The following is a 19,088-nucleotide window of genomic DNA, read 5'->3' on the forward strand; positions in this document are numbered from 1 at the left end:
GACTACTATGACTGAGAATATGATACACGATCAAGCAAGCGGCCTCCGTCGCTTAACACAACCATCGTTGACCAAAGTGATTGCTGTTACTGGCGGCAAAGGTGGTGTGGGGAAATCAAACGTAACACTGGGTCTGGCGATTTGTATGGCTCGCCAAGGCAAGAAGGTGATGGTTCTCGACGCTGATTTAGGTCTGGCCAATGTGGACGTGATGCTCGGAATTCGTGCAAAACGCAATCTAGGACATGTCTTAGCGGGTGAATGTGAGCTAAAAGATGCGATTGTCGAAGGGCCTTATGGTATAAAGATAATCCCTGCAACTTCTGGCACACAGAGCATGACAGAGCTTTCTCACGCTCAACATGCTGGACTCATTCGAGCATTTGGTAGTCTTGAAGACGAAATGGACGTCCTGCTGATAGATACCGCCGCAGGCATTTCTGACATGGTAATCAGTTTTTCGCGAGCAGCTCAAGATGTCGTTGTGGTTGTGTGTGATGAACCAACTTCAATCACCGATGCATATGCGTTAATTAAGCTGTTAAGTAAAGAACACCAGGTCCAACGCTTTAAAGTTGTAGCAAATATGGTCAGAAGCTACCGTGAAGGGCGAGAATTGTTTGCAAAGTTGACGCTAGTCACAGAGCGATTCTTGAATGTCAGCCTTGAACTCGTAGCATGTATTCCATTAGATGATAAAGTACGACAGGCTGTAAAAAGACAAAAAATTGTCGTTGATGCGTTCCCTCGCTCACCTGCCGCTTTAGCTATTAGCTCACTAGCAAACAAAGCGTTAACGTGGCCACTACCTAAAACACCAAGTGGACACTTGGAATTTTTTGTGGAAAGGTTGCTAAATCGTACCGAATTCGCAGAGGACCCTTTTGGTGAATAAAGCGATAACCTATGACCAACATGGCAAGTTTAATAGCCAGCAAGCGTTTATAGAGCGCTACTCAGTGTTGGTTAAGCGCATTGCTCACCACCTATTAGGCCGTTTACCGCCGAGTGTTCAGGTAGAGGATTTAATTCAGGCCGGCATGATCGGTCTTATCGAAGCTCAGCAGAATTATGATGGTTCTAAAGGTGCGAGCTTTGAAACTTATGCAGGTATCCGTATTCGTGGCGCAATGTTAGATGACATGCGCAAAGGCGATTGGGTACCGCGTTCTGTTCATAAAAATAATCGAGAGATTAACCAAGCGATTGCGGAACTGGAAGGCGAATTAAATAGAGATCCTACTGATTCTGAAGTAGCCACGCATCTCGGTATGACACTGGATCAATATCATAGTGCTCTGACCGATATCAACTGCTCAAAATTAGTCGGTATTGAAGATTTAGGCGTTTCTGATGATGTGATTTCACCTGCAGATGAAACTGATGACAGTAACCCATTCAAAGGGGTTGCCGATGAATCATTTCGAAAAGCACTGGTTGAATCAATAAAACAGATTCCAGAGCGTGAAGCTTTGGTTCTTTCGCTTTATTATGATGAAGAACTCAATTTGAAAGAAATTGGCGATGTGTTAGGCGTAAGCGAATCTCGCGTAAGTCAAATACTGAGTCAAGCGATGCAACGTTTGCGCACCAAGCTCAGTGCGTGGACACAAAATGACTAAAAACACTGATTTTACGATTCAGTGGAGGCAATTTTGAATAAAAACATGAAGATCCTTATTGTTGATGATTTCTCAACAATGCGCCGTATTGTTAAAAACCTGCTTCGTGACTTGGGTTTCAATAACACTCAAGAAGCGGACGATGGTTTAACCGCATTACCAATGCTGAAAAAAGGTGACTTCGATTTTGTTGTAACTGACTGGAACATGCCAGGTATGCAAGGCATCGATTTGCTTAAACACATCCGCGCGGATGCAGAACTTAAGCATTTGCCAGTTCTAATGATCACGGCTGAAGCGAAGCGTGAGCAGATCATTGAAGCTGCTCAAGCAGGCGTAAACGGCTACATTGTTAAGCCATTTACTGCTGCAACATTAAAAGAAAAATTAGATAAAATTTTCGAGCGTTTATAACTCTCTCTTTTTCTCTTTGTTATTCGAGTCATTCATACCAATTATTAAATACCTATTAAATGACTCGTTTAGCGTTTTTAAAGTGATAAGAAGAACTAAACGTAAAAGGGTCTATTCAGAATGATCTCACTAGAGCAGGCGAAGTCACTCGTTCAAATGCTAGAAAACGGGGAACAAGACCAAGCCAATATGCTTGTTGCCTCGATCTACGAAGGTGCCGAGAATCCAATGCTGCAAGAAATTGGAGCCTTAACTCGAGACCTTCACGAATCACTCAAGCAGTTCAGTCTCGATCAGCGCATGACCGAAATTGCGAAAGACGAAATCCCTAACGCAAGGGATCGTCTTAATTATGTGATCGAGAAGACAGAGCTAGCAGCCAACAAAACGATGGATGCAGTCGACTGCTGCCTTCCTATCGCTGACAACCTGCATGATTGCCTTCAGAAAGTTCGTCCTCAATGGAATGAACTCATGCACGGGCGCATCGAATTAAGCGAATTCAAAGCACTTTGTCACCGAATCGACGAGCTATTAGTTCAAGTCGAAGGTGATAGCACTGAGTTGCGTGGTCAATTGACCGAAATTCTCATGGCGCAAGACTTCCAAGACCTAACTGGCCAAATTATTCGCCGCGTAATTACGTTGGTAAATGAAGTAGAAGGCCGCTTAGTGGAAATCCTAACCGTATTCTCTGGAAATAAACCTGAAGAACACATTCAAGTTTTGTCAGAACCGGCAGATAAAAAGAATACACAAACAAGCGAAGCCGAAGGCCCGATTCTTCATCCAGAACTGAGAGAAGATGCGGTTTCATCGCAGGACGAAGTCGATGACTTGTTGTCCAGTCTTGGATTTTAAAGGTAACGTATGAGCTACGATTTAGACGAAGATATTCTTCAGGACTTTCTCATTGAGGCTGGGGAAATTCTCGAACTGCTTTCTGAGCAGTTGGTTGAATTGGAAAATAACCCAGAAGACAAAGACTTACTTAATGCAATTTTCCGCGGGTTTCACACCGTAAAAGGCGGTGCTGGCTTCCTGTCTTTGGCAGAGCTAGTCGATACTTGTCATGGTGCGGAGAACGTGTTCGACGTTTTACGAAACGGCCAACGCACGGTCACGCAAAACTTAATGGATACGATGCTAAAAGCGTTGGATACGGTCAATACCCAGTTCCAAGCCGTTCAAGATCGTGAACCATTGGAAGCTGCGGATCCTGCCCTTCTTGAAGAACTTCATCGTCTATGTAAACCTGAATCAGAAGATGAAGTCGCTGCAACCGTGGTTGAAGAACCAGTGGTTACTCCTGAACCTGTCATTCCTGAGCCTGTTATTGAAGAACCTGCCGCGCCAGCGTCAAGTGTCGGCTCTGTCGATGAAATTACCCAAGACGAATTCGAAAAGCTGCTGGATGAACTTCATGGTAAAGGCTCAGCTCCAGGCGCTTCAGAACCTGCGACACCAACAGCGCCATCAGAGCCCCCTCAATCAAGTGCGCCATCAGTTGAAAGTGGCGATATCACTGACGATGAATTTGAACGTCTACTTGACGAACTTCACGGCGTTGGCAAAAGTCCATCAGCGGCAGAGGCTGCAGCATCTGCACCAGCAGAACCTCCTAAAGCGGCAGAACCAGTTGCGCCAGTTGCATCGTCAGCAAATCAAGATAGTGACTTAATGACGGACGAAGAGTTCGAAAAGTTACTCGACGAGCTACATGGTGCGGGCAAAGGTCCCACTCTGGAAGAACTGGATATGGCAACGAAGCCGGCATCAGCAAACGTAGAGGAAAGCCCTGCGAAACCTGAGCCTGCGGTTAAGCCAGCACCAGCAGCTCCAACTCCGGCTCCGGCTCCAGCACCAAAACCAGAATCTAAACCTGTCGCGGTGAAAGAAGAGGCGAAATCGCCAGCGGTTAAAAAGCCTCAGGCCGAGGCAACCGTTCGTGTCGATACCTCGACGCTTGATACCATCATGAACATGGTTGGTGAGCTTGTATTGGTCCGAAACCGTCTATTAAGCCTTGGTTTGAACAGCGACAATGAAGAAATGTCCAAAGCGGTCGCCAACCTTGATGTCGTAACGGCGGATCTGCAAGGCGCGGTAATGAAAACGCGTATGCAGCCAATCAAGAAAGTATTTGGCCGTTTCCCACGCGTTGTCCGTGACTTGGCGCGCAACTTAAATAAAGACATCGTGTTGGAAATGCGCGGTGAAGAAACCGATCTCGATAAAAACCTTGTAGAAGCATTGGCTGATCCATTGATTCACTTGGTTCGTAACTCGGTTGACCACGGTATTGAAATGCCAGACGACCGCGCGAAAGCAGGTAAATCACGCACAGGTAAAGTGATTTTGTCTGCATCACAAGAAGGGGATCACATTGAGCTATCCATCGTAGATGATGGCGGCGGTATGGACCCGAACAAACTGCGTGGTATCGCGGTTAAGCGCGGCATGATGGACGAAGATGCAGCGGCCCGTTTAACAGACAAAGAGTGCTTCAACCTTATCTTTGCGCCAGGTTTCTCAAGTAAAGATAAAATTTCTGACATCTCTGGCCGTGGCGTTGGCATGGATGTGGTTAAGACGGCGATCAACACCTTAAATGGTTCAATCGATATTGATTCTGAGCTAGGTAAAGGCACTAAGATCACCATCAAAGTACCACTGACGCTTGCGATCCTACCAACACTGATGGTTGGTGTTGGCGGTCATCCGTTTGCACTACCACTGGCTTCGGTGAGCGAAATCTTCCACTTGGATCTGAGTCGCACAAACGTGGTAGATGGTCAGTTGACGATCATTGTGCGTGAAAAATCTATCCCGCTATTTTACTTACAGAACTGGTTAGCATCCAAATCACAAAACGTCGAAGAGCGTACTGGTCACGGTCATGTGGTTATTGTACAGATCGGTAACCAGCGCGTTGGTTTTGTTGTGGATACGCTTATTGGTCAAGAAGAAGTGGTTATTAAGCCACTCGATAATCTATTGCAAGGCACTCCGGGCATGGCTGGTGCAACAATCACTAGCGATGGCCATATTGCATTAATTTTAGATGTGCCTGATTTACTTAAGCGATATGCTGCGGCTTCACGCCTTTAAGCAAAGCTGACGTTATTAAAAGGAATAAGATGGCGATTAAAGTACTAGTCGTTGATGATTCGAGTTTTTTTCGACGTCGCGTGAGCGAAATCATCAACTCAGAATCGCGCCTAGAAGTGATTGACGTTGCGGTAAATGGCAGAGAGGCGGTTGAGAAAGCCAAATCTCTTAAACCGGACGTCATCACGATGGATATTGAAATGCCAGTGATGGATGGCATTACCGCTGTGCGTGAAATCATGGCAGCGGCTCCAACGCCAATCCTAATGTTTTCGTCCCTGACTCATGACGGGGCGAAAGCCACGCTTGATGCGCTAGATGCGGGCGCATTGGATTTCTTACCGAAAAAGTTTGAAGACATTGCACGTAACCGCGAAGAAGCGGTGTCACTGCTTCAGCAACGAGTTATTCAGATTGCTTCGAAGCGCGCTTTTATGCGTCGACCAATCACTCGCGCTGCTGCGAGTACCAATGCGGCAGCTCGTCCACTAGGTTCAAGAACGGCTTCGCCAGCGACTCCAGCTCCTGCTCGAGCGGCTGCGGCAAAGTTCCGAGCCTCCGGTAAGAAGTATCAACTGACCGCAATTGGCACGTCTACTGGTGGTCCGGTTGCTTTGCAAAAAATTCTGACGCGTTTACCGATGAACTACCCGCATCCGATCGTATTGATCCAACATATGCCGGCAACCTTTACTGCTGCATTTGCCAGCCGTTTGAATACCTTGTGTAAGATTCAAGTGAAAGAAGCTCAAGACGGCGATGTCTTACAGCCTGGTGTGGCATACCTTGCTCCAGGTGGTAAGCAAATGATGGTGGATGGTCGAGCGGGGGCTGCTCGTCTTCGTATCATTGATGGCGGCGACCGCATGAACTACAAACCATGTGTGGATGTGACTTTTGGTTCTGCAGCCAAAGTATACGGTGACAAAGTACTCTCTTTAGTGCTGACTGGCATGGGTGCAGACGGTCGTGAAGGCGCTCGTATGTTGAAGTCTGCAGGCTCAACTATTTGGGCTCAAGATGAAGAAAGTTGTGTTGTTTATGGTATGCCCCAAGCTGTTGCTAAAGCAGGCATTTCTTCAGAAGATTTACCGCTTGACCGCATTGCTGAACGCATGTTGGTGGAAGTTGGCCTAGCGTAGGATTCATCATGATTGTTTGGAGTGTAGCTAACCAGAAAGGTGGCGTGGGTAAAACCACCTCAACAGTGACATTAGCGGGTTTGCTGAGTCAAAAAGGTCATCGCATACTGATGGTCGATACTGACCCTCACGCATCACTGACTACCTATCTTGGTTATGATCCTGACGCAGTAACTTCGAGCCTATTTGATTTATTCCAGTTGAAGACATTCTCTCGTGAAACGGTGAGGCCGTTAATCCTAGAGACAAAACTGGAAGGGATGGATATCATTCCCGCGCATATGTCCCTTGCGACGCTTGATCGTGTCATGGGGAATCGCAGTGGGATGGGGCTGATCTTAAAACGAGCTCTACAAGCGGTCTCACAAGACTATGATTATGTGTTGATTGACTGCCCGCCAATTCTTGGTGTGATGATGGTCAACGCACTGGCCGCCAGTGACCGAATTTTGATTCCCGTTCAAACCGAGTTTTTGGCGATGAAAGGCTTGGAACGCATGATGCGCACGTTAACCATTATGCAAAAGTCTCGTCCGGGTGGTTTCAAAGTGACTATCGTTCCAACGATGTATGACAAGCGCACCAAAGCGTCTTTGCAGACATTGATGCAACTGAAGAAAGATTACCCAAATCAAGTATGGACCTCTGCGGTGCCGATTGATACCAAGTTCCGTGATGCTAGTTTAAAGCATTTGCCAGCATCGCATTTTGCATCTGGTAGTCGTGGTGTGTTTGCGTATAAACAGTTACTGATTTACCTGGAGAGGTTAGCGTTCGATGAGCAGTAACGACGTGCTTTCCAGTGAACAAGCGCTTGATGACTACTTTAATGCGCTATTGGGTGATGAGGCTGAAGCAACGACTCTTGAGGAAGAGCTTGACTTGCTGGCTCAAGAAATATCATCTGCAGAGCCAGAGCCAGAGCCAGAGCCAGAGCCAGAGCCAGAATTGCAGTTTCAATACTCGGAGCCGGAAACTTACCAGTTTCAAGAAGCGTACCCGCCAGAATTGGAAGCCCCAAATCTGGAAGATGTGCAAAGGTTATTAAGTCAGCTTGAAGCAAGCAACCCTGTAGCCGAGTTAGATATTGATAGTATTCTTGAACAAAATACGATTGATATTGCAGCAGAAATAAAAGCGGCTGAGCCAGACGTACAAACCGTTAGTGAGGCGCCCGAGTTACAAACAGTTGAAGAGATACAAGACTGGGTGATTGATGCGCCAGTTTTTGAGGAAACTCAGCCAGAACTGGTTGAACCTCAATCGGTGATTGAGCATGATGTCAATATAGAATCGAACGTTGATACCGAGCTCGAGACACAAACAGGTTCCGAAATACCAACTGACTGGGAAAGCACGAAGCGAAGTGAAGATTTTCAAGTGCTTTACTTTGATGTGAATGATGTCACGTTTGCCGTACCGCTTGATGAGTTAGGTGGTATTCATCGCATCAGCGAGCTTAACCATTTGATAGGAAAGCCCGCCTGGTATTTGGGGCTACAAACAAATCGTGAGCAACAGTTTGATGTCGTCGATACCGCGAAATGGGTGATGGCAGATAAGCTTCGCGATGACAGTTACAAAGATAATTACCAATACGTTGTCATGCTTGGAGAGAGCATGTGGGGGCTGGCCAGTAACCAACTAATGGGGACGGAAACGCTCAATATCGACAAGGTTCGCTGGCGTGAACAGGCGGGTAAGCGCCCTTGGCTAGCGGGCATGGTAAAAGAAAAAATGTGCGCCTTAATTCATGTCCAGGCGCTCATTGACATGCTAAACGCCGGTTTAGATGTCAAATCACTGAATTAGATTTAAGTCGGGAACGACATTAACGAGGATTAACTATGTCTCAAGCTTTTGAAGTAGAAGTGAAGAAAGATGCATCGAATGACGAAGTTCTTCAGTGGGTGACGTTCCAGCTAGAAGAAGAAACGTACGGCATCAACGTAATGCAAGTTCGTGAAGTACTTCGTTATACTGAAATTGCACCCGTTCCAGGTGCGCCAGATTATGTTCTGGGTATCATCAACCTGCGTGGTAACGTGGTTACTGTTATCGACACGCGTTCGCGTTTCGGCCTGATGGAAGGCGAAGTTACAGATAATACTCGTATTATTGTGATCGAGTCAGAGCGTCAAGTGATTGGTATTTTGGTAGATAGTGTGGCAGAAGTGGTTTACCTACGTTCTTCTGAAATTGACACGACGCCTTCTGTTGGTACTGATGAAAGCGCGAAGTTCATCCAAGGTGTGAGCAACCGTGACGGCAAACTTCTTATCCTTGTGGATTTGAACAAGCTCCTAACGGATGACGAATGGGACGAGATGGCTCACCTATAATGGGCTGAATAATGATGGCTGAAGAGACTCTTTTATCTGTTCCATTCCTTGCGGGTGGCGTCGCTTTTATCGTGTTGGTGTTGGTTGTTTTGCAACTGCGCATTCGCTCGGGGTTGCAAAAGCAAGTAGACCAGCAACGAGCACAGTCTCGACATGTAGATAAAGAAGTACAAAAGTTGAGTAAGCAGTTACTCGAAGTGCGTTCGGTTGTCGTTGGTCTTGGACAAAAAGTAACGGAACAACAAGACATTATTCAGCACCTAAACGAGAGAATTCGTGAACTCGAGCACGCTGATACTGATGGTCGCTTGTACAGTCGAGCTTCTAAAATGGTACAGCTTGGTGCAGATATCAATGAGCTCATTGAAGAGTGTGAACTGCCAAAAGCTGAAGCGGAATTGATGCTTTCACTACAGAAAAAACTGGCGGGAAAAGAGAAAATTCCACCACTAAGCGGTCAGCCATCAGATGATGCAGAATACCCGACGCGTGGACGTCGTCGACGCTAAAGGTTTTAAAGCGATAAAAAGAGGCGATAAGCCTCTTTTTTTGTGTTCGGTTACTAATTATCTTTTTGCAATACAGCCCTAGGTTACCTTGAGCTCTCTTCATTCTTAGCACTCGCTCCCCAAGTTAAAATGAGAGCTTATAACTACTTATAGTTAATTTTATTAAAGTGTGACGATTAATTAACAAAAATACATGAACTTACATACATCCCAGCCCTCTTATCCTGTTTTGTCATAACTAAGCTGTGCTAATATAGCGCTTCGTTCATTTTTTAGTTGAAGCTCTATGTTAGAAGTATCTAACCTGACAGCGATCCGTGATGAGAGGGTCCTGTTTGAAAACCTGCAGTTTGAAATTAAGCCTGGTGAATTGGTCCAGATAGAAGGGCGCAATGGTACTGGCAAAACTACGTTACTACGTATTGTGACAGGTTTAGGTGATAGAGAAGAAGGCATCATTAAGTGGAAAGGAGAAGAGGTTGAAAAATCTCGTGATGTTTTCCATCAAGATCTGCTGTTCTTAGGGCATCAAACTGGAGTGAAACGAGAGCTTACCGCACTGGAAAACTTACGTTTTTACCAATCTATTCAAAATAACCGCTCTTCTGACGAAGAAATCTTCACTGCTTTAACTCAAGTAGGTTTAGCTGGTCGAGAAGATGTGCCTGTAGCACAGCTTTCCGCAGGTCAGCAACGACGAGTGGCACTAGCAAGGTTATGGCTCAGTAGGCAAATTTTATGGATTTTAGATGAACCGTTGACCGCCATCGATAAGCAAGGCGTCAAAGTGCTTGAATCTTTGTTCGCAAGTCACGCTGATAATGGCGGTATTGTCGTGTTGACGACGCATCAAGATATGTTTTCGGACAGCCCGAAACTTAGAAAAATAAAGTTGGGTGATTGATATGATTCCATCTATGACCACCATCATTCGCCGCGAGCTATTGATAGCATTTCGCCGTCAGGCAGACATTCTGAACCCGCTTTGGTTCTTTATTATTGTTATTACTCTGTTTCCTCTTAGTATCGGGCCTGAACCAAATTTGTTAGCACGTATTGCAGCGGGCATTGTTTGGGTTGCCGCATTGCTATCCGCCTTATTATCATTAGAGCGTCTATTTCGTGATGATTTTCAAGACGGTGCATTGGAACAAATGATGCTAATGCCGATTCCATTGCAACTTGTAGTGGTTTCAAAGGTCATAGCACATTGGTTGTTAACAGGGTTACCTCTGATCCTAATTAGCCCATTATTGGCGGTTTTACTTTCGCTCGATTTCAATACTTGGCTATCTGTTGTACTAACCTTGATGATCGGTACACCGACACTAAGTTTTATTGGAGCTATTGGTGTGGCTTTGACGGTTGGGTTGCAAAAGGGGGGCGTTCTTTTGAGTTTGCTTATTCTTCCGCTCTACATCCCAATTTTGATTTTCGCAACATCAGCAATTGATGCCGCCGCGCTTGGTATGGCGTATAACGGTCAACTAGCAATTTTAGGTGCGATGCTAATGGGAGCGATGACGTTAACGCCTTTTGCCATTAGTGCCGCATTGAGAGTTAGTGTTAACTAACTCAATAAAGTGCCAATGAAGCGGCGCTTGATCAAAGAATTATTATTAAAGCACTGCTACGGTCTCAACCCTTTAGACAGTGTCCCTGAAGTAAGAGTGAGAACAAAACATGTGGAAATGGCTACATCCTTATGCCAAGCCAGAAACCGCTTACCGTTTGAGTGGTAAGTTTCTGCCTTGGTTTTCTGTATTGGCCCTCGTATGCTTATCGGTTGGTACGGTTTGGGGGCTTGCATTTGCGCCTTCAGATTACCAACAAGGTGACAGTTTCCGAATCATCTACATTCATGTCCCATCAGCTATTTGGTCTATGGGCGTTTATATGTCGATGGCGATTGCGGCATTTATTGGCTTAGTATGGCAAGTACGTCTATCTGATATGGCGGCGCTTGCGATGGCGCCGATTGGTGCGGTATTTACCTTCATTGCTCTACTTACTGGTGCCGTTTGGGGTAAGCCAATGTGGGGCACTTGGTGGGTATGGGACGCCCGTCTTACTTCAGAATTGATTCTTCTATTTCTCTACCTTGGTGTTATTGCGCTTTATCACGCGTTTGACGATCAGAAAACAGCCGCAAAAGCGGCGGGTATTTTAGCGATCGTAGGCGTCGTGAACCTACCTATCATTCACTTTTCCGTAGAATGGTGGAACACGCTTCACCAAGGCGCGACGATCACGAAATTTGAACAACCTTCTATTTCATCCGACATGCTTTGGCCGTTATTGCTAAACATCTTTGGCTTTGCGTTCTTCTTTGGTGCAGTGACGATGGTACGTTTTCGTAACGAAATCATCAGTAAAGAAAGTCACCGCCCTTGGGTGCGCAAACTCGCAACAGAACAAACTCAGTGAGGTAATTGATTATGCATTTTGAATCTCTGAGCGACTTTTTTGCCATGGGTGGCTACGCATCATACGTATGGAGTGCGTTTGGTATTACTTTCTTATCCATGCTGATTCTTCTGATCACTAGCCTTCGCCGCGGTGATGCATTATTGAAAGAAGTGAAAGCAAAAATTGACCGTCAAGCTCGTATCGACGCAGCGAAGAACATGGAGAACACCTTATGAACCCGAGACGTAAAAAGAGGCTAGGTATCGTACTAGCGATCTTTATCGGTATTAGTGCCACCATTGGTTTGATACTTTATGCGCTTAACCAAAATATGGACCTTTTCTATACTCCAACGGAATTGGTTAATGGTAAGCCAGATGGCACCAAGCCAGAAGTAGGCCAGCGTCTGCGTATTGGTGGTATGGTGGTTGTGGGCTCGGTTCGTCGAGATCCTAATTCTTTGAAAGTGAGTTTTGACCTGCACGATGTCGGCCCTAAAGTGACGATTACTTATGACGGTATTCTTCCTGACTTGTTCCGTGAAGGGCAGGGTATTGTGGCTCAAGGTGTACTGAAAGATGCCACGACAGTTGAGGCATTTGAGGTCCTAGCGAAGCACGATGAAGAATACATGCCACCAGAAATTGCAGAAGCGATGAAGAAAACGCATGAACCGCTTCAATACAGCACCGAACAGAAACAAGGAAGCGGCCAATGATTGCTGAAATCGGTCACTTTGCTCTCATTCTTTCGCTTGCAATGGCTGTGCTGCTGAGCGTATTGCCATTGTGGGGAGCATCGAATAATAACACCATGCTCATGAACACAGCGCGACCGCTATCTTGGTCTATGTTCCTGATGCTGTTGTTCTCTTTCGCCATTTTATGTTGGGGATTTTATACCAACGACTTCACGTTACAGTATGTAGCGAGCAACTCGAATAGTCAGCTTCCTTGGTACTACCGTTTAACCGCAGTATGGGGTGCACACGAAGGTTCACTGTTGCTATGGGTGTTAATCCAAGCTGCTTGGACTGTCGCTGTAGCGACATTCAGTCGTGGTATGCCGCAAGAGTCGGTTGCACGTGTACTTGCCGTAATGGGCATGATCTCAGTGGGTTTCCTACTGTTTATCATCCTAACGTCAAACCCATTCCTACGTACGTTACCGTTCTTCCCGGTTGACGGACGTGATTTGAACCCTCTGCTTCAAGACCCTGGTTTGATTGTTCATCCGCCAATGCTTTACATGGGCTACGTTGGTTTCTCGGTTGCCTTCTCCTTTGCGATCGCATCCCTAATGACCGGACGCCTTGATACGGCTTGGGCCCGTTGGTCTCGTCCTTGGACAACCGCTGCATGGGTATTTTTAACACTCGGTATCGCACTAGGCTCTTGGTGGGCTTACTACGAACTTGGCTGGGGTGGCTGGTGGTTCTGGGATCCAGTAGAAAACGCATCATTCATGCCTTGGTTAGCGGGTACCGCATTAATGCACTCTCTTGCCGTGACAGAAAAACGCGGCACATTTAAAGCGTGGACGGTACTATTGGCAATCTCTGCATTTTCGTTGAGTTTGTTGGGCACATTCTTAGTCCGTTCCGGTATTTTAGTATCGGTGCACGCGTTCGCGTCTGACCCGTCGCGCGGTATGTTTATTCTAGGCTTCCTCGTTTTCGTTATCGGCGGCTCTTTATTGCTGTTTGCCGTAAAAGGGGCAGCAGTACGTGTACGTGGTAACTTCGACTTAGTCTCTCGTGAAAACGCGCTCTTAGCCAATAACGTATTACTTATCGCAGCACTTGTTGTGGTGTTAGTGGGGACACTGTTGCCGCTCGTACATAAGCAGCTTGGTTTGGGGTCGGTTTCTATCGGTGCGCCATTCTTCGATATGCTGTTTGCGTGGTTGATGATGCCATTTGCTTTCCTACTTGGTATTGGTCCACTTATCCGTTGGAAGCGAGACAATTTATCTAAACTTGTGAAACCAATGCTCGTTTCAGGTGTGCTTGCTTTTGCTTTGGCCGCGGTATGCGTATACCTGTTTGCCGACTTCTTCTCAACCATGGCTTACATTGGCTGGGTAATGGCGATTTGGATTATTGCAATGCATGGCTTTGAACTATATGAGCGTGCAACGCACCGTCATAGCTTTAGTGAAGGCGTTCGCAAGCTGCAGCGTAGCCATTGGGCGATGATGTTGGGTCATGTTGGTCTGGCGGTATCTGTTATCGGTATTGCGATGGTACAGAACTACAGTATTGAGCGTGATGTACGTTTAGCACCTGGCGAACACTTCCAAATTCAAGGTTATGATTTCTACTTCTCAGGCCTGCGTGATAAAGATGGTCCAAACTACGATGGCTACATCGCGGATTTTGAGATCACACATGATGGTAAATACGTGAATACGCTTCACGCTGAGAAGCGCTTCTACCGTACGGCTAAGTCTATGATGACCGAAGCTGCCATTGACCGTGGAATTAGTCGTGATTTATACATTGCAATGGGTGAACGTTTAGACGACAACCGATCTTGGGCTGTTCGTATTTACTATAAACCGTTCGTTCGTTGGATTTGGGCTGGCTCTTTGATTATGGCGTTAGGCGGTGCACTAGCGATTTCAGATAAGCGTTATCGCTTCCGTAAATCTTCAAAGAAAAACGCGAAGTCAAAAGAGCAGGAGGCATAACATGAATAAGAAAATCTTATTTATTCCGCTCGTCGCTTTCATGATTTTGGCGGGCATTTTCGCAACCCAGTTAATGCGCAACCAAGAGGGCGATGATCCAACGAAATTGGAGTCGGTTTTGGTTGGTAAGCCAGTTCCTGAGTTTCACTTAGAAGACTTAGCTGAACCTGGAAAACAATACGACCAGTCAATTTTTAAAGGTGAGCCGTTGCTCTTGAACGTTTGGGCAACGTGGTGTCCAACATGTTATGCAGAGCACAAATACCTAAACGAATTGGCGGGTAAGGGCGTTAAGATCATCGGTATGAATTACAAAGATGATCGTAACAAAGCGGTAGGCTGGTTGAATGATCTCGGCAACCCGTACTTAATTAGCCTATTTGATGGTAGTGGTATGCTTGGTCTTGACCTTGGCGTTTATGGAGCACCAGAAACATTCATTATTGATGCAAATGGTGTGATTCGTTATCGCCATGTGGGGGATGTAAACCCACGTAATTGGTCGGAAACACTGGAGCCGCTTTACAACAAATTGGTTGAGGAGGCGAAGCAATGAGAAAGCTGATCCTTGCAGTTTTTGCTGCCATGACATTATCTCTTGTTGCTCACGCTGCCATTGAAGTGTACGAGTTCGATAACTTGGAACAAGAACAGCAGTTCAAAGAGTTAAGCCATACGCTCCGTTGCCCTAAATGTCAGAACAACACGATCTCGGATTCTAACGCTGAACTTGCTCAAGACTTACGCCATAAGGTGTACGAAATGACCAAAGAAGGTAAGTCCAAAGATGAGATTGTTGATTACATGATCGCCCGTTACGGTAACTTCGTGACTTACAACCCACCATTTACGGTTGCGACTGCGATTTTGTGGCTAGGGCCACTCGCTGTAGTACTGGGTGGTTTTGGTTTGATTGTGCTGCGTAGCCGTAAATCTAGAGTTAAGGCAAAAGCAAGCAGTGACGAGCAATGGGATGAGCAAAAAGAGGCTCGTTTAAAAGCATTGCTTGAAGAAGAGAACAACGGAGATAAGAAGTAATGACACTATTTTGGATTTCCACCGTTGCTCTTACGCTTATTGCTTGTGCGCTGGTGGCTTTGCCGCTGCTTAAACAGAAAGCGAACAATGATGATGTGTTACGCGATGAGCTCAACAAGGCATTTTATAAAGACCGTCTATCAGAGCTTGCAGAAGAAACCGACGAAGGGCTGGTTGAAAGCGAAGACGAACTGATTTCTGATCTAAAGCAGTCTCTCCTTGACGATATTCCTGGTGATAAAGCGCAAAAAGAAACCAAGGTTTCACCAATCGCGGTTTTAGTCCCATCGGTAATTCTGACGGTGGCGTTGAGCTATGGCTTGTATTACAAATTTGGCGCGTCAGAAGATATTGTTCAGTGGCAAGAAGTGTCTGCAAATCTACCTGAGTTATCGAAAAAGCTGATGTCGGCTTCTTCTGAGCCGTTGAGTGACGATGAAATGGCGGATTTGACCCTTGCCCTTCGAACTCGCTTACATTACCAGCCGGAAGACTCGACAGGTTGGTTACTGCTAGGTCGTATTGCGTTAGCAAATCGTGATGTCACGACTGCTATCGATGCGATGGAAAAGTCATATCGCCTAGAGCCCCAAGATCCTGATGTGATGTTGGGTTATGCACAAGCTCTGATGCTGTCTCAAGAGGAAATGGATCAAGCGACGGCTCGCTCATTACTCGGCAAGCTGATGCAGCAAGACTATGTCGATCTGCGTGTGTTTTCTTTGTTAGCGTTCGATGCGTTTGAGCGTCAAGACTTCCCGGCAGCCATCAAGTACTGGGGAATCATGCAGCAAATGATTGGTCCAGAAGATAGCCGCTACGAGATGTTGTCACGCAGTATTGAGAGTGCTCGTAAGCAAATGGGCGAAGCGGTTTCACCGGATAAGAGTGTTGCTGTGACAATTAATGTGGCACCAAATGCTCAGTTGGATCCAAACGCAGTTCTGATTGTGTCAGTACATCGTTCAGATGGCTCCCCAATGCCTGTGGCTGCTGCTCGTTATCCGCTAGGTACTTTCCCTCGCACAGTCGTATTAGATGATGGCAATGCCATGATGCAAGGACAAAAGTTATCTTCACTCGATAAGCTAATCGTCCGTGTGCGTATAGATTCTGACGGTAACGTAGCAACGCGTGATCAAGATTGGCACGGAGAAAGTGACGTCGTTGAATTTGGCGCACCAGTAGACGTGACCATTGATCAGCAATATTAATCGTTAGCGTCTGTCTCTGAAATATGACAACGGGGTAGAGTCTGTTGCCTTTAGTGGTATGACTTTAAACGATCGAGTAGAATACAGAAGGCCAGCGACTGCTGGCCTTTATTTATTCCCATATCTGAGTCATCTTTACTACGTATACTGCTCAACATACGTACAACGGTTCATGGGTGACTTAGGTACATTAATAGTCGTTATGGAAAATAAAATGTATAACAAGGGTAAATCTACCTTCTTGTTACTGCTTGCAGTTGGACTGGTTGGCTGTTCAAGTGCGCCTGATGAAGCAGTAACAGGACAAGAAACAAATCAAACGACTTCTGATGTGTATGACCCGTTGGAAGGCTTTAACCGAACCATGTGGGAAATCAACTACGAATATTTAGATCCGTATTTGGTTCGTCCTGTTTCACTTGCGTATGTGGAATACACGCCAGTTCCTATTCGTTCCGGTATCGCTAACTTCTTGTCGAACTTAGATGAGCCAGCCAGCATGGTTAATAACTTAGTCATGGGTAACGGCACGAAAGCCGTGGACCACTTTAACCGTTTTTGGATTAACTCGACGTTTGGTATTTTCGGTTTATTCGATATTGCAAGTGCCGCGGGTATTACGAAGTACGACGAGAAAGCGTTCAGTGATGCAGTAGGCCACTATGGTGTTGGAAATGGCCCTTACTTCATGATTCCAGGTTATGGCCCGTATACCTTACGTGAAGTGACAGATACCGTAGATAGTACGTATTTACCCCTCTCTTACCTCAACTTCTGGGCGAGTTTGGGTAAGTGGGCGTTTGAAGGCATGGAGAAGCGTGCTTTATTAGTACCGCAAGAAGCACAGCTAGAATCGTCGCCGGATCCATATATTCTTACTCGCGATGTTTATATTCAGCGTCAAAACTTTAAAGCAGAAGTTGAAACGGTGGAAGAAGTTAACATCGAAGAAGAAGAGTATTTAGACGAATACCTAGAAGACTTTTAAGCGCTGTTCTTTACAATATACAAATAAAAAAGGCTTAGCTGATGCTAAGCCTTTTTTGTATTTTTGCTGTTTGGTTAGAAACGGTAGTTTGCTTGAACACCGATTAGCCAAACATTACCCGTAGTTTCGCCTACGAATTGGCCGCCGACTTGTTCTGCAGCGTCGTCTGACTTGTAACCACGAGACTCAACGATTGGTGCGTCTTTCGCGAAAATATAGGTGAAGCCAGCGTCTAGGCTGAAGTCTTTTGTCCAATCGTACGTTGCACCAATACTTAGCCAAGTACGGTCAGTTTCTGGAATAGTGATCGTACGGTTTTTGTCGCTAACCGCTGAAGTATCGTACGCAATACCAGTACGTAGCGCTAGCTTAGGATCAAGCTGGTAAGTGGCACCAACAGCAAAGCGGTAGTTATCTTCCCAGTTTTCTACTTTAACCATATGCGTGCCAGCGGTATCTAGACGTGCTTCCAATTTCTCGAAAGAGCTCCAATCCGTCCAGTTAAAGCTTGCGTGTAACGCAAGTTGGTCTGTTACTTGGTGGAAGCTTGCCAACTCAGCCGTTGCAGGCAGGTTTAGGTACATGTAGCCGTTGTCACGTAGTTGTGAAAGCTTAGTACCGAAGCCAAAACCTAGACCTTCAGCATGGCCTTCAAGCTTCAGTTCAACTTCAGATTTGTACGCGAAGCCGATACGGTTATTTTCATTGATCTGCCATGTAGTACCAACTTGCCAGCCCCAAGCGGTATCGTCACCTTCCATGTATTTTAGAGCGGTACCTTGAGGAACACTGATAGGATCGCCAGTGACAGGGTGCTGTCCTACAACATTATTCTTAGGTGCTGCTGCGCCAAAGCTGCCTTCGCCGATGATGTAACGGATACCACCACCAATGCTGATTGATTCATTGACTTTGTAAGCTGCGTTTAAGTTCGCTTCCATTGTCGTTACGCTTGCTTCGTTACCGAAGTGTGATGCACCAAAGCCTTTACCTAAATCGGTTTCCATGCCGTAGTTGGTGCCAAATGCCAAACCAATCGCGAATTTCTCATTGTATTGGTGTGATAGGTAGAAGTTTGGAATGATTGCATCATGTGCGAAATCATCTGAAGATGCAGAAGAAGTACTACCGTGGAAGTTTACATCACCTTCAATATCAATATTTGGGTTCACATAGATTGCACCAACGGACACTTGAGTGCCTTCCAAATAAGTTAGCATTGCTGGGTTACGCCATTGTGCACTTGCGTTGTCAGCCATTGCTGCTTCACCAGCATATGCTCGACCTAGGCCTGTTGCAGAATATTCAGCAAGTTGGAAACCTGCTGCGTTAGCCATGCCCGTTGTGCCAAGTAGGCTTAATGCCACTGCTGTTGATAGAAGAGTCTTGTTGGTTTTCATTCGAATGTTCGCTGATTTGTTTATAACGTGGGACGAAAGTTTAAAGGTAGAGTTTTTACTTTAGAAATGAAAATCCAGCACAAGCAGTCATTTGGAATATTATGCTTTCAAGTGTTGTTTGGGTGGTTTAATAATCTAACTGTGAAGGGCTTGTAAATGGAATTCAGCGAACAGCTGTGCGTCCTAATTGTGAGATTTAGATACACGT

General features: G+C 45.9%; 21 protein-coding genes. 20 read left to right on the plus strand and 1 reads right to left on the minus strand.

The features are described 5' to 3' along the window. Positions 1 to 7: 7 nt before the first annotated feature. The 20 genes from FR741_RS04580 (at position 8) to FR741_RS04675 (ending at position 17,480) form a co-directional block, all read left to right on the plus strand. Positions 8 to 895: a MinD/ParA family protein gene (locus tag FR741_RS04580; RefSeq protein ID WP_005380498.1), complete on the plus strand. Its 888-nt coding sequence runs from the start codon at positions 8 to 10 to the stop codon at positions 893 to 895. Continuing rightward, the gene (locus tag FR741_RS04585; protein ID WP_006741708.1) at positions 888 to 1,622 is read left to right on the plus strand and encodes an RNA polymerase sigma factor FliA; all 735 of its coding nucleotides are present in this window, start codon (positions 888 to 890) and stop codon (positions 1,620 to 1,622) included. Before FR741_RS04580 ends, FR741_RS04585 begins: the two co-directional genes overlap by 8 nt. Before the next feature lie 45 nt (positions 1,623 to 1,667). Next, entirely contained in the window at positions 1,668 to 2,036 is a 369-nt protein-coding gene (gene cheY, locus FR741_RS04590) for a chemotaxis response regulator CheY (protein WP_017635949.1), read from the plus strand. A 120-nt stretch (positions 2,037 to 2,156) separates the two neighbouring features. After that, positions 2,157 to 2,897: a protein phosphatase CheZ gene (locus FR741_RS04595; RefSeq protein WP_006741709.1), complete on the plus strand. Its 741-nt coding sequence runs from the start codon at positions 2,157 to 2,159 to the stop codon at positions 2,895 to 2,897. A 9-nt stretch (positions 2,898 to 2,906) separates the two neighbouring features. Next, positions 2,907 to 5,147, plus strand: coding sequence for a chemotaxis protein CheA (locus tag FR741_RS04600; protein ID WP_167426334.1), 2,241 nt, complete (start codon positions 2,907 to 2,909; stop codon positions 5,145 to 5,147). Between the two features lie 29 nt (positions 5,148 to 5,176). Further along, positions 5,177 to 6,289, plus strand: coding sequence for a protein-glutamate methylesterase/protein-glutamine glutaminase (locus FR741_RS04605; RefSeq protein ID WP_167426335.1), 1,113 nt, complete (start codon positions 5,177 to 5,179; stop codon positions 6,287 to 6,289). Positions 6,290 to 6,297: 8 nt separating this feature from the next. Then, the gene (locus tag FR741_RS04610; RefSeq protein ID WP_167426336.1) at positions 6,298 to 7,077 is read left to right on the plus strand and encodes a ParA family protein; all 780 of its coding nucleotides are present in this window, start codon (positions 6,298 to 6,300) and stop codon (positions 7,075 to 7,077) included. After that, positions 7,067 to 8,101, plus strand: coding sequence for a chemotaxis protein CheW (locus tag FR741_RS04615; protein ID WP_167426337.1), 1,035 nt, complete (start codon positions 7,067 to 7,069; stop codon positions 8,099 to 8,101). Before FR741_RS04610 ends, FR741_RS04615 begins: the two co-directional genes overlap by 11 nt. 35 nt (positions 8,102 to 8,136) lie before the next feature. Further along, on the plus strand, positions 8,137 to 8,631 hold the full coding sequence (locus FR741_RS04620; RefSeq protein ID WP_005380507.1) for a chemotaxis protein CheW: 495 nt from the start codon (positions 8,137 to 8,139) through the stop codon (positions 8,629 to 8,631). Between the two features lie 14 nt (positions 8,632 to 8,645). Next, positions 8,646 to 9,140 (plus strand): DUF2802 domain-containing protein, encoded by a 495-nt coding sequence (locus tag FR741_RS04625; protein WP_046875563.1) that lies wholly within the window; start codon positions 8,646 to 8,648, stop codon positions 9,138 to 9,140. 286 nt (positions 9,141 to 9,426) lie between these two features. Continuing rightward, on the plus strand, positions 9,427 to 10,044 hold the full coding sequence (gene ccmA / locus FR741_RS04630) for a cytochrome c biogenesis heme-transporting ATPase CcmA (RefSeq protein ID WP_167426338.1): 618 nt from the start codon (positions 9,427 to 9,429) through the stop codon (positions 10,042 to 10,044). A gap of 1 nt (position 10,045) precedes the next feature. Beyond that, positions 10,046 to 10,714, plus strand: a complete 669-nt coding sequence (ccmB, locus tag FR741_RS04635; RefSeq protein WP_006741714.1) for a heme exporter protein CcmB — start codon at positions 10,046 to 10,048, stop codon at positions 10,712 to 10,714. A 109-nt stretch (positions 10,715 to 10,823) separates the two neighbouring features. Further along, the gene (locus FR741_RS04640) at positions 10,824 to 11,567 is read left to right on the plus strand and encodes a heme ABC transporter permease (RefSeq protein ID WP_005394301.1); all 744 of its coding nucleotides are present in this window, start codon (positions 10,824 to 10,826) and stop codon (positions 11,565 to 11,567) included. A gap of 11 nt (positions 11,568 to 11,578) precedes the next feature. Further along, the gene (ccmD, locus tag FR741_RS04645) at positions 11,579 to 11,785 is read left to right on the plus strand and encodes a heme exporter protein CcmD (RefSeq protein ID WP_005380515.1); all 207 of its coding nucleotides are present in this window, start codon (positions 11,579 to 11,581) and stop codon (positions 11,783 to 11,785) included. After that, positions 11,782 to 12,267: a cytochrome c maturation protein CcmE gene (ccmE, locus tag FR741_RS04650; protein WP_005380516.1), complete on the plus strand. Its 486-nt coding sequence runs from the start codon at positions 11,782 to 11,784 to the stop codon at positions 12,265 to 12,267. Before ccmD ends, ccmE begins: the two co-directional genes overlap by 4 nt. Then, the gene (locus tag FR741_RS04655; protein ID WP_005394299.1) at positions 12,264 to 14,240 is read left to right on the plus strand and encodes a heme lyase CcmF/NrfE family subunit; all 1,977 of its coding nucleotides are present in this window, start codon (positions 12,264 to 12,266) and stop codon (positions 14,238 to 14,240) included. Before ccmE ends, FR741_RS04655 begins: the two co-directional genes overlap by 4 nt. 1 nt (position 14,241) lies before the next feature. After that, positions 14,242 to 14,796, plus strand: a complete 555-nt coding sequence (locus FR741_RS04660) for a DsbE family thiol:disulfide interchange protein (RefSeq protein ID WP_012841537.1) — start codon at positions 14,242 to 14,244, stop codon at positions 14,794 to 14,796. Next, positions 14,793 to 15,278 (plus strand): cytochrome c-type biogenesis protein, encoded by a 486-nt coding sequence (locus FR741_RS04665; RefSeq protein ID WP_167426339.1) that lies wholly within the window; start codon positions 14,793 to 14,795, stop codon positions 15,276 to 15,278. Before FR741_RS04660 ends, FR741_RS04665 begins: the two co-directional genes overlap by 4 nt. After that, the gene (gene ccmI, locus FR741_RS04670; protein ID WP_167426340.1) at positions 15,278 to 16,492 is read left to right on the plus strand and encodes a c-type cytochrome biogenesis protein CcmI; all 1,215 of its coding nucleotides are present in this window, start codon (positions 15,278 to 15,280) and stop codon (positions 16,490 to 16,492) included. The genes FR741_RS04665 and ccmI overlap by 1 nt, the downstream gene beginning before the upstream one ends. A gap of 214 nt (positions 16,493 to 16,706) precedes the next feature. Then, on the plus strand, positions 16,707 to 17,480 hold the full coding sequence (locus FR741_RS04675) for an MlaA family lipoprotein (protein ID WP_104972031.1): 774 nt from the start codon (positions 16,707 to 16,709) through the stop codon (positions 17,478 to 17,480). Positions 17,481 to 17,554: 74 nt separating this feature from the next. Here the strand turns inward: FR741_RS04675 and FR741_RS04680 are convergent, their stop codons facing one another. Further along, positions 17,555 to 18,880 carry an outer membrane protein transport protein gene (locus FR741_RS04680; RefSeq protein WP_167426341.1) on the minus strand — a complete coding sequence of 442 codons (1,326 nt, stop codon included), beginning with the start codon at positions 18,878 to 18,880 and terminating at the stop codon, positions 17,555 to 17,557. Between the last annotated feature and the right edge of the window lie 208 nt (positions 18,881 to 19,088).

The organism is Vibrio diabolicus, from assembly GCF_011801455.1.
In the GTDB taxonomy this organism is placed as follows: Bacteria; Pseudomonadota; Gammaproteobacteria; order Enterobacterales; family Vibrionaceae; genus Vibrio; species Vibrio diabolicus.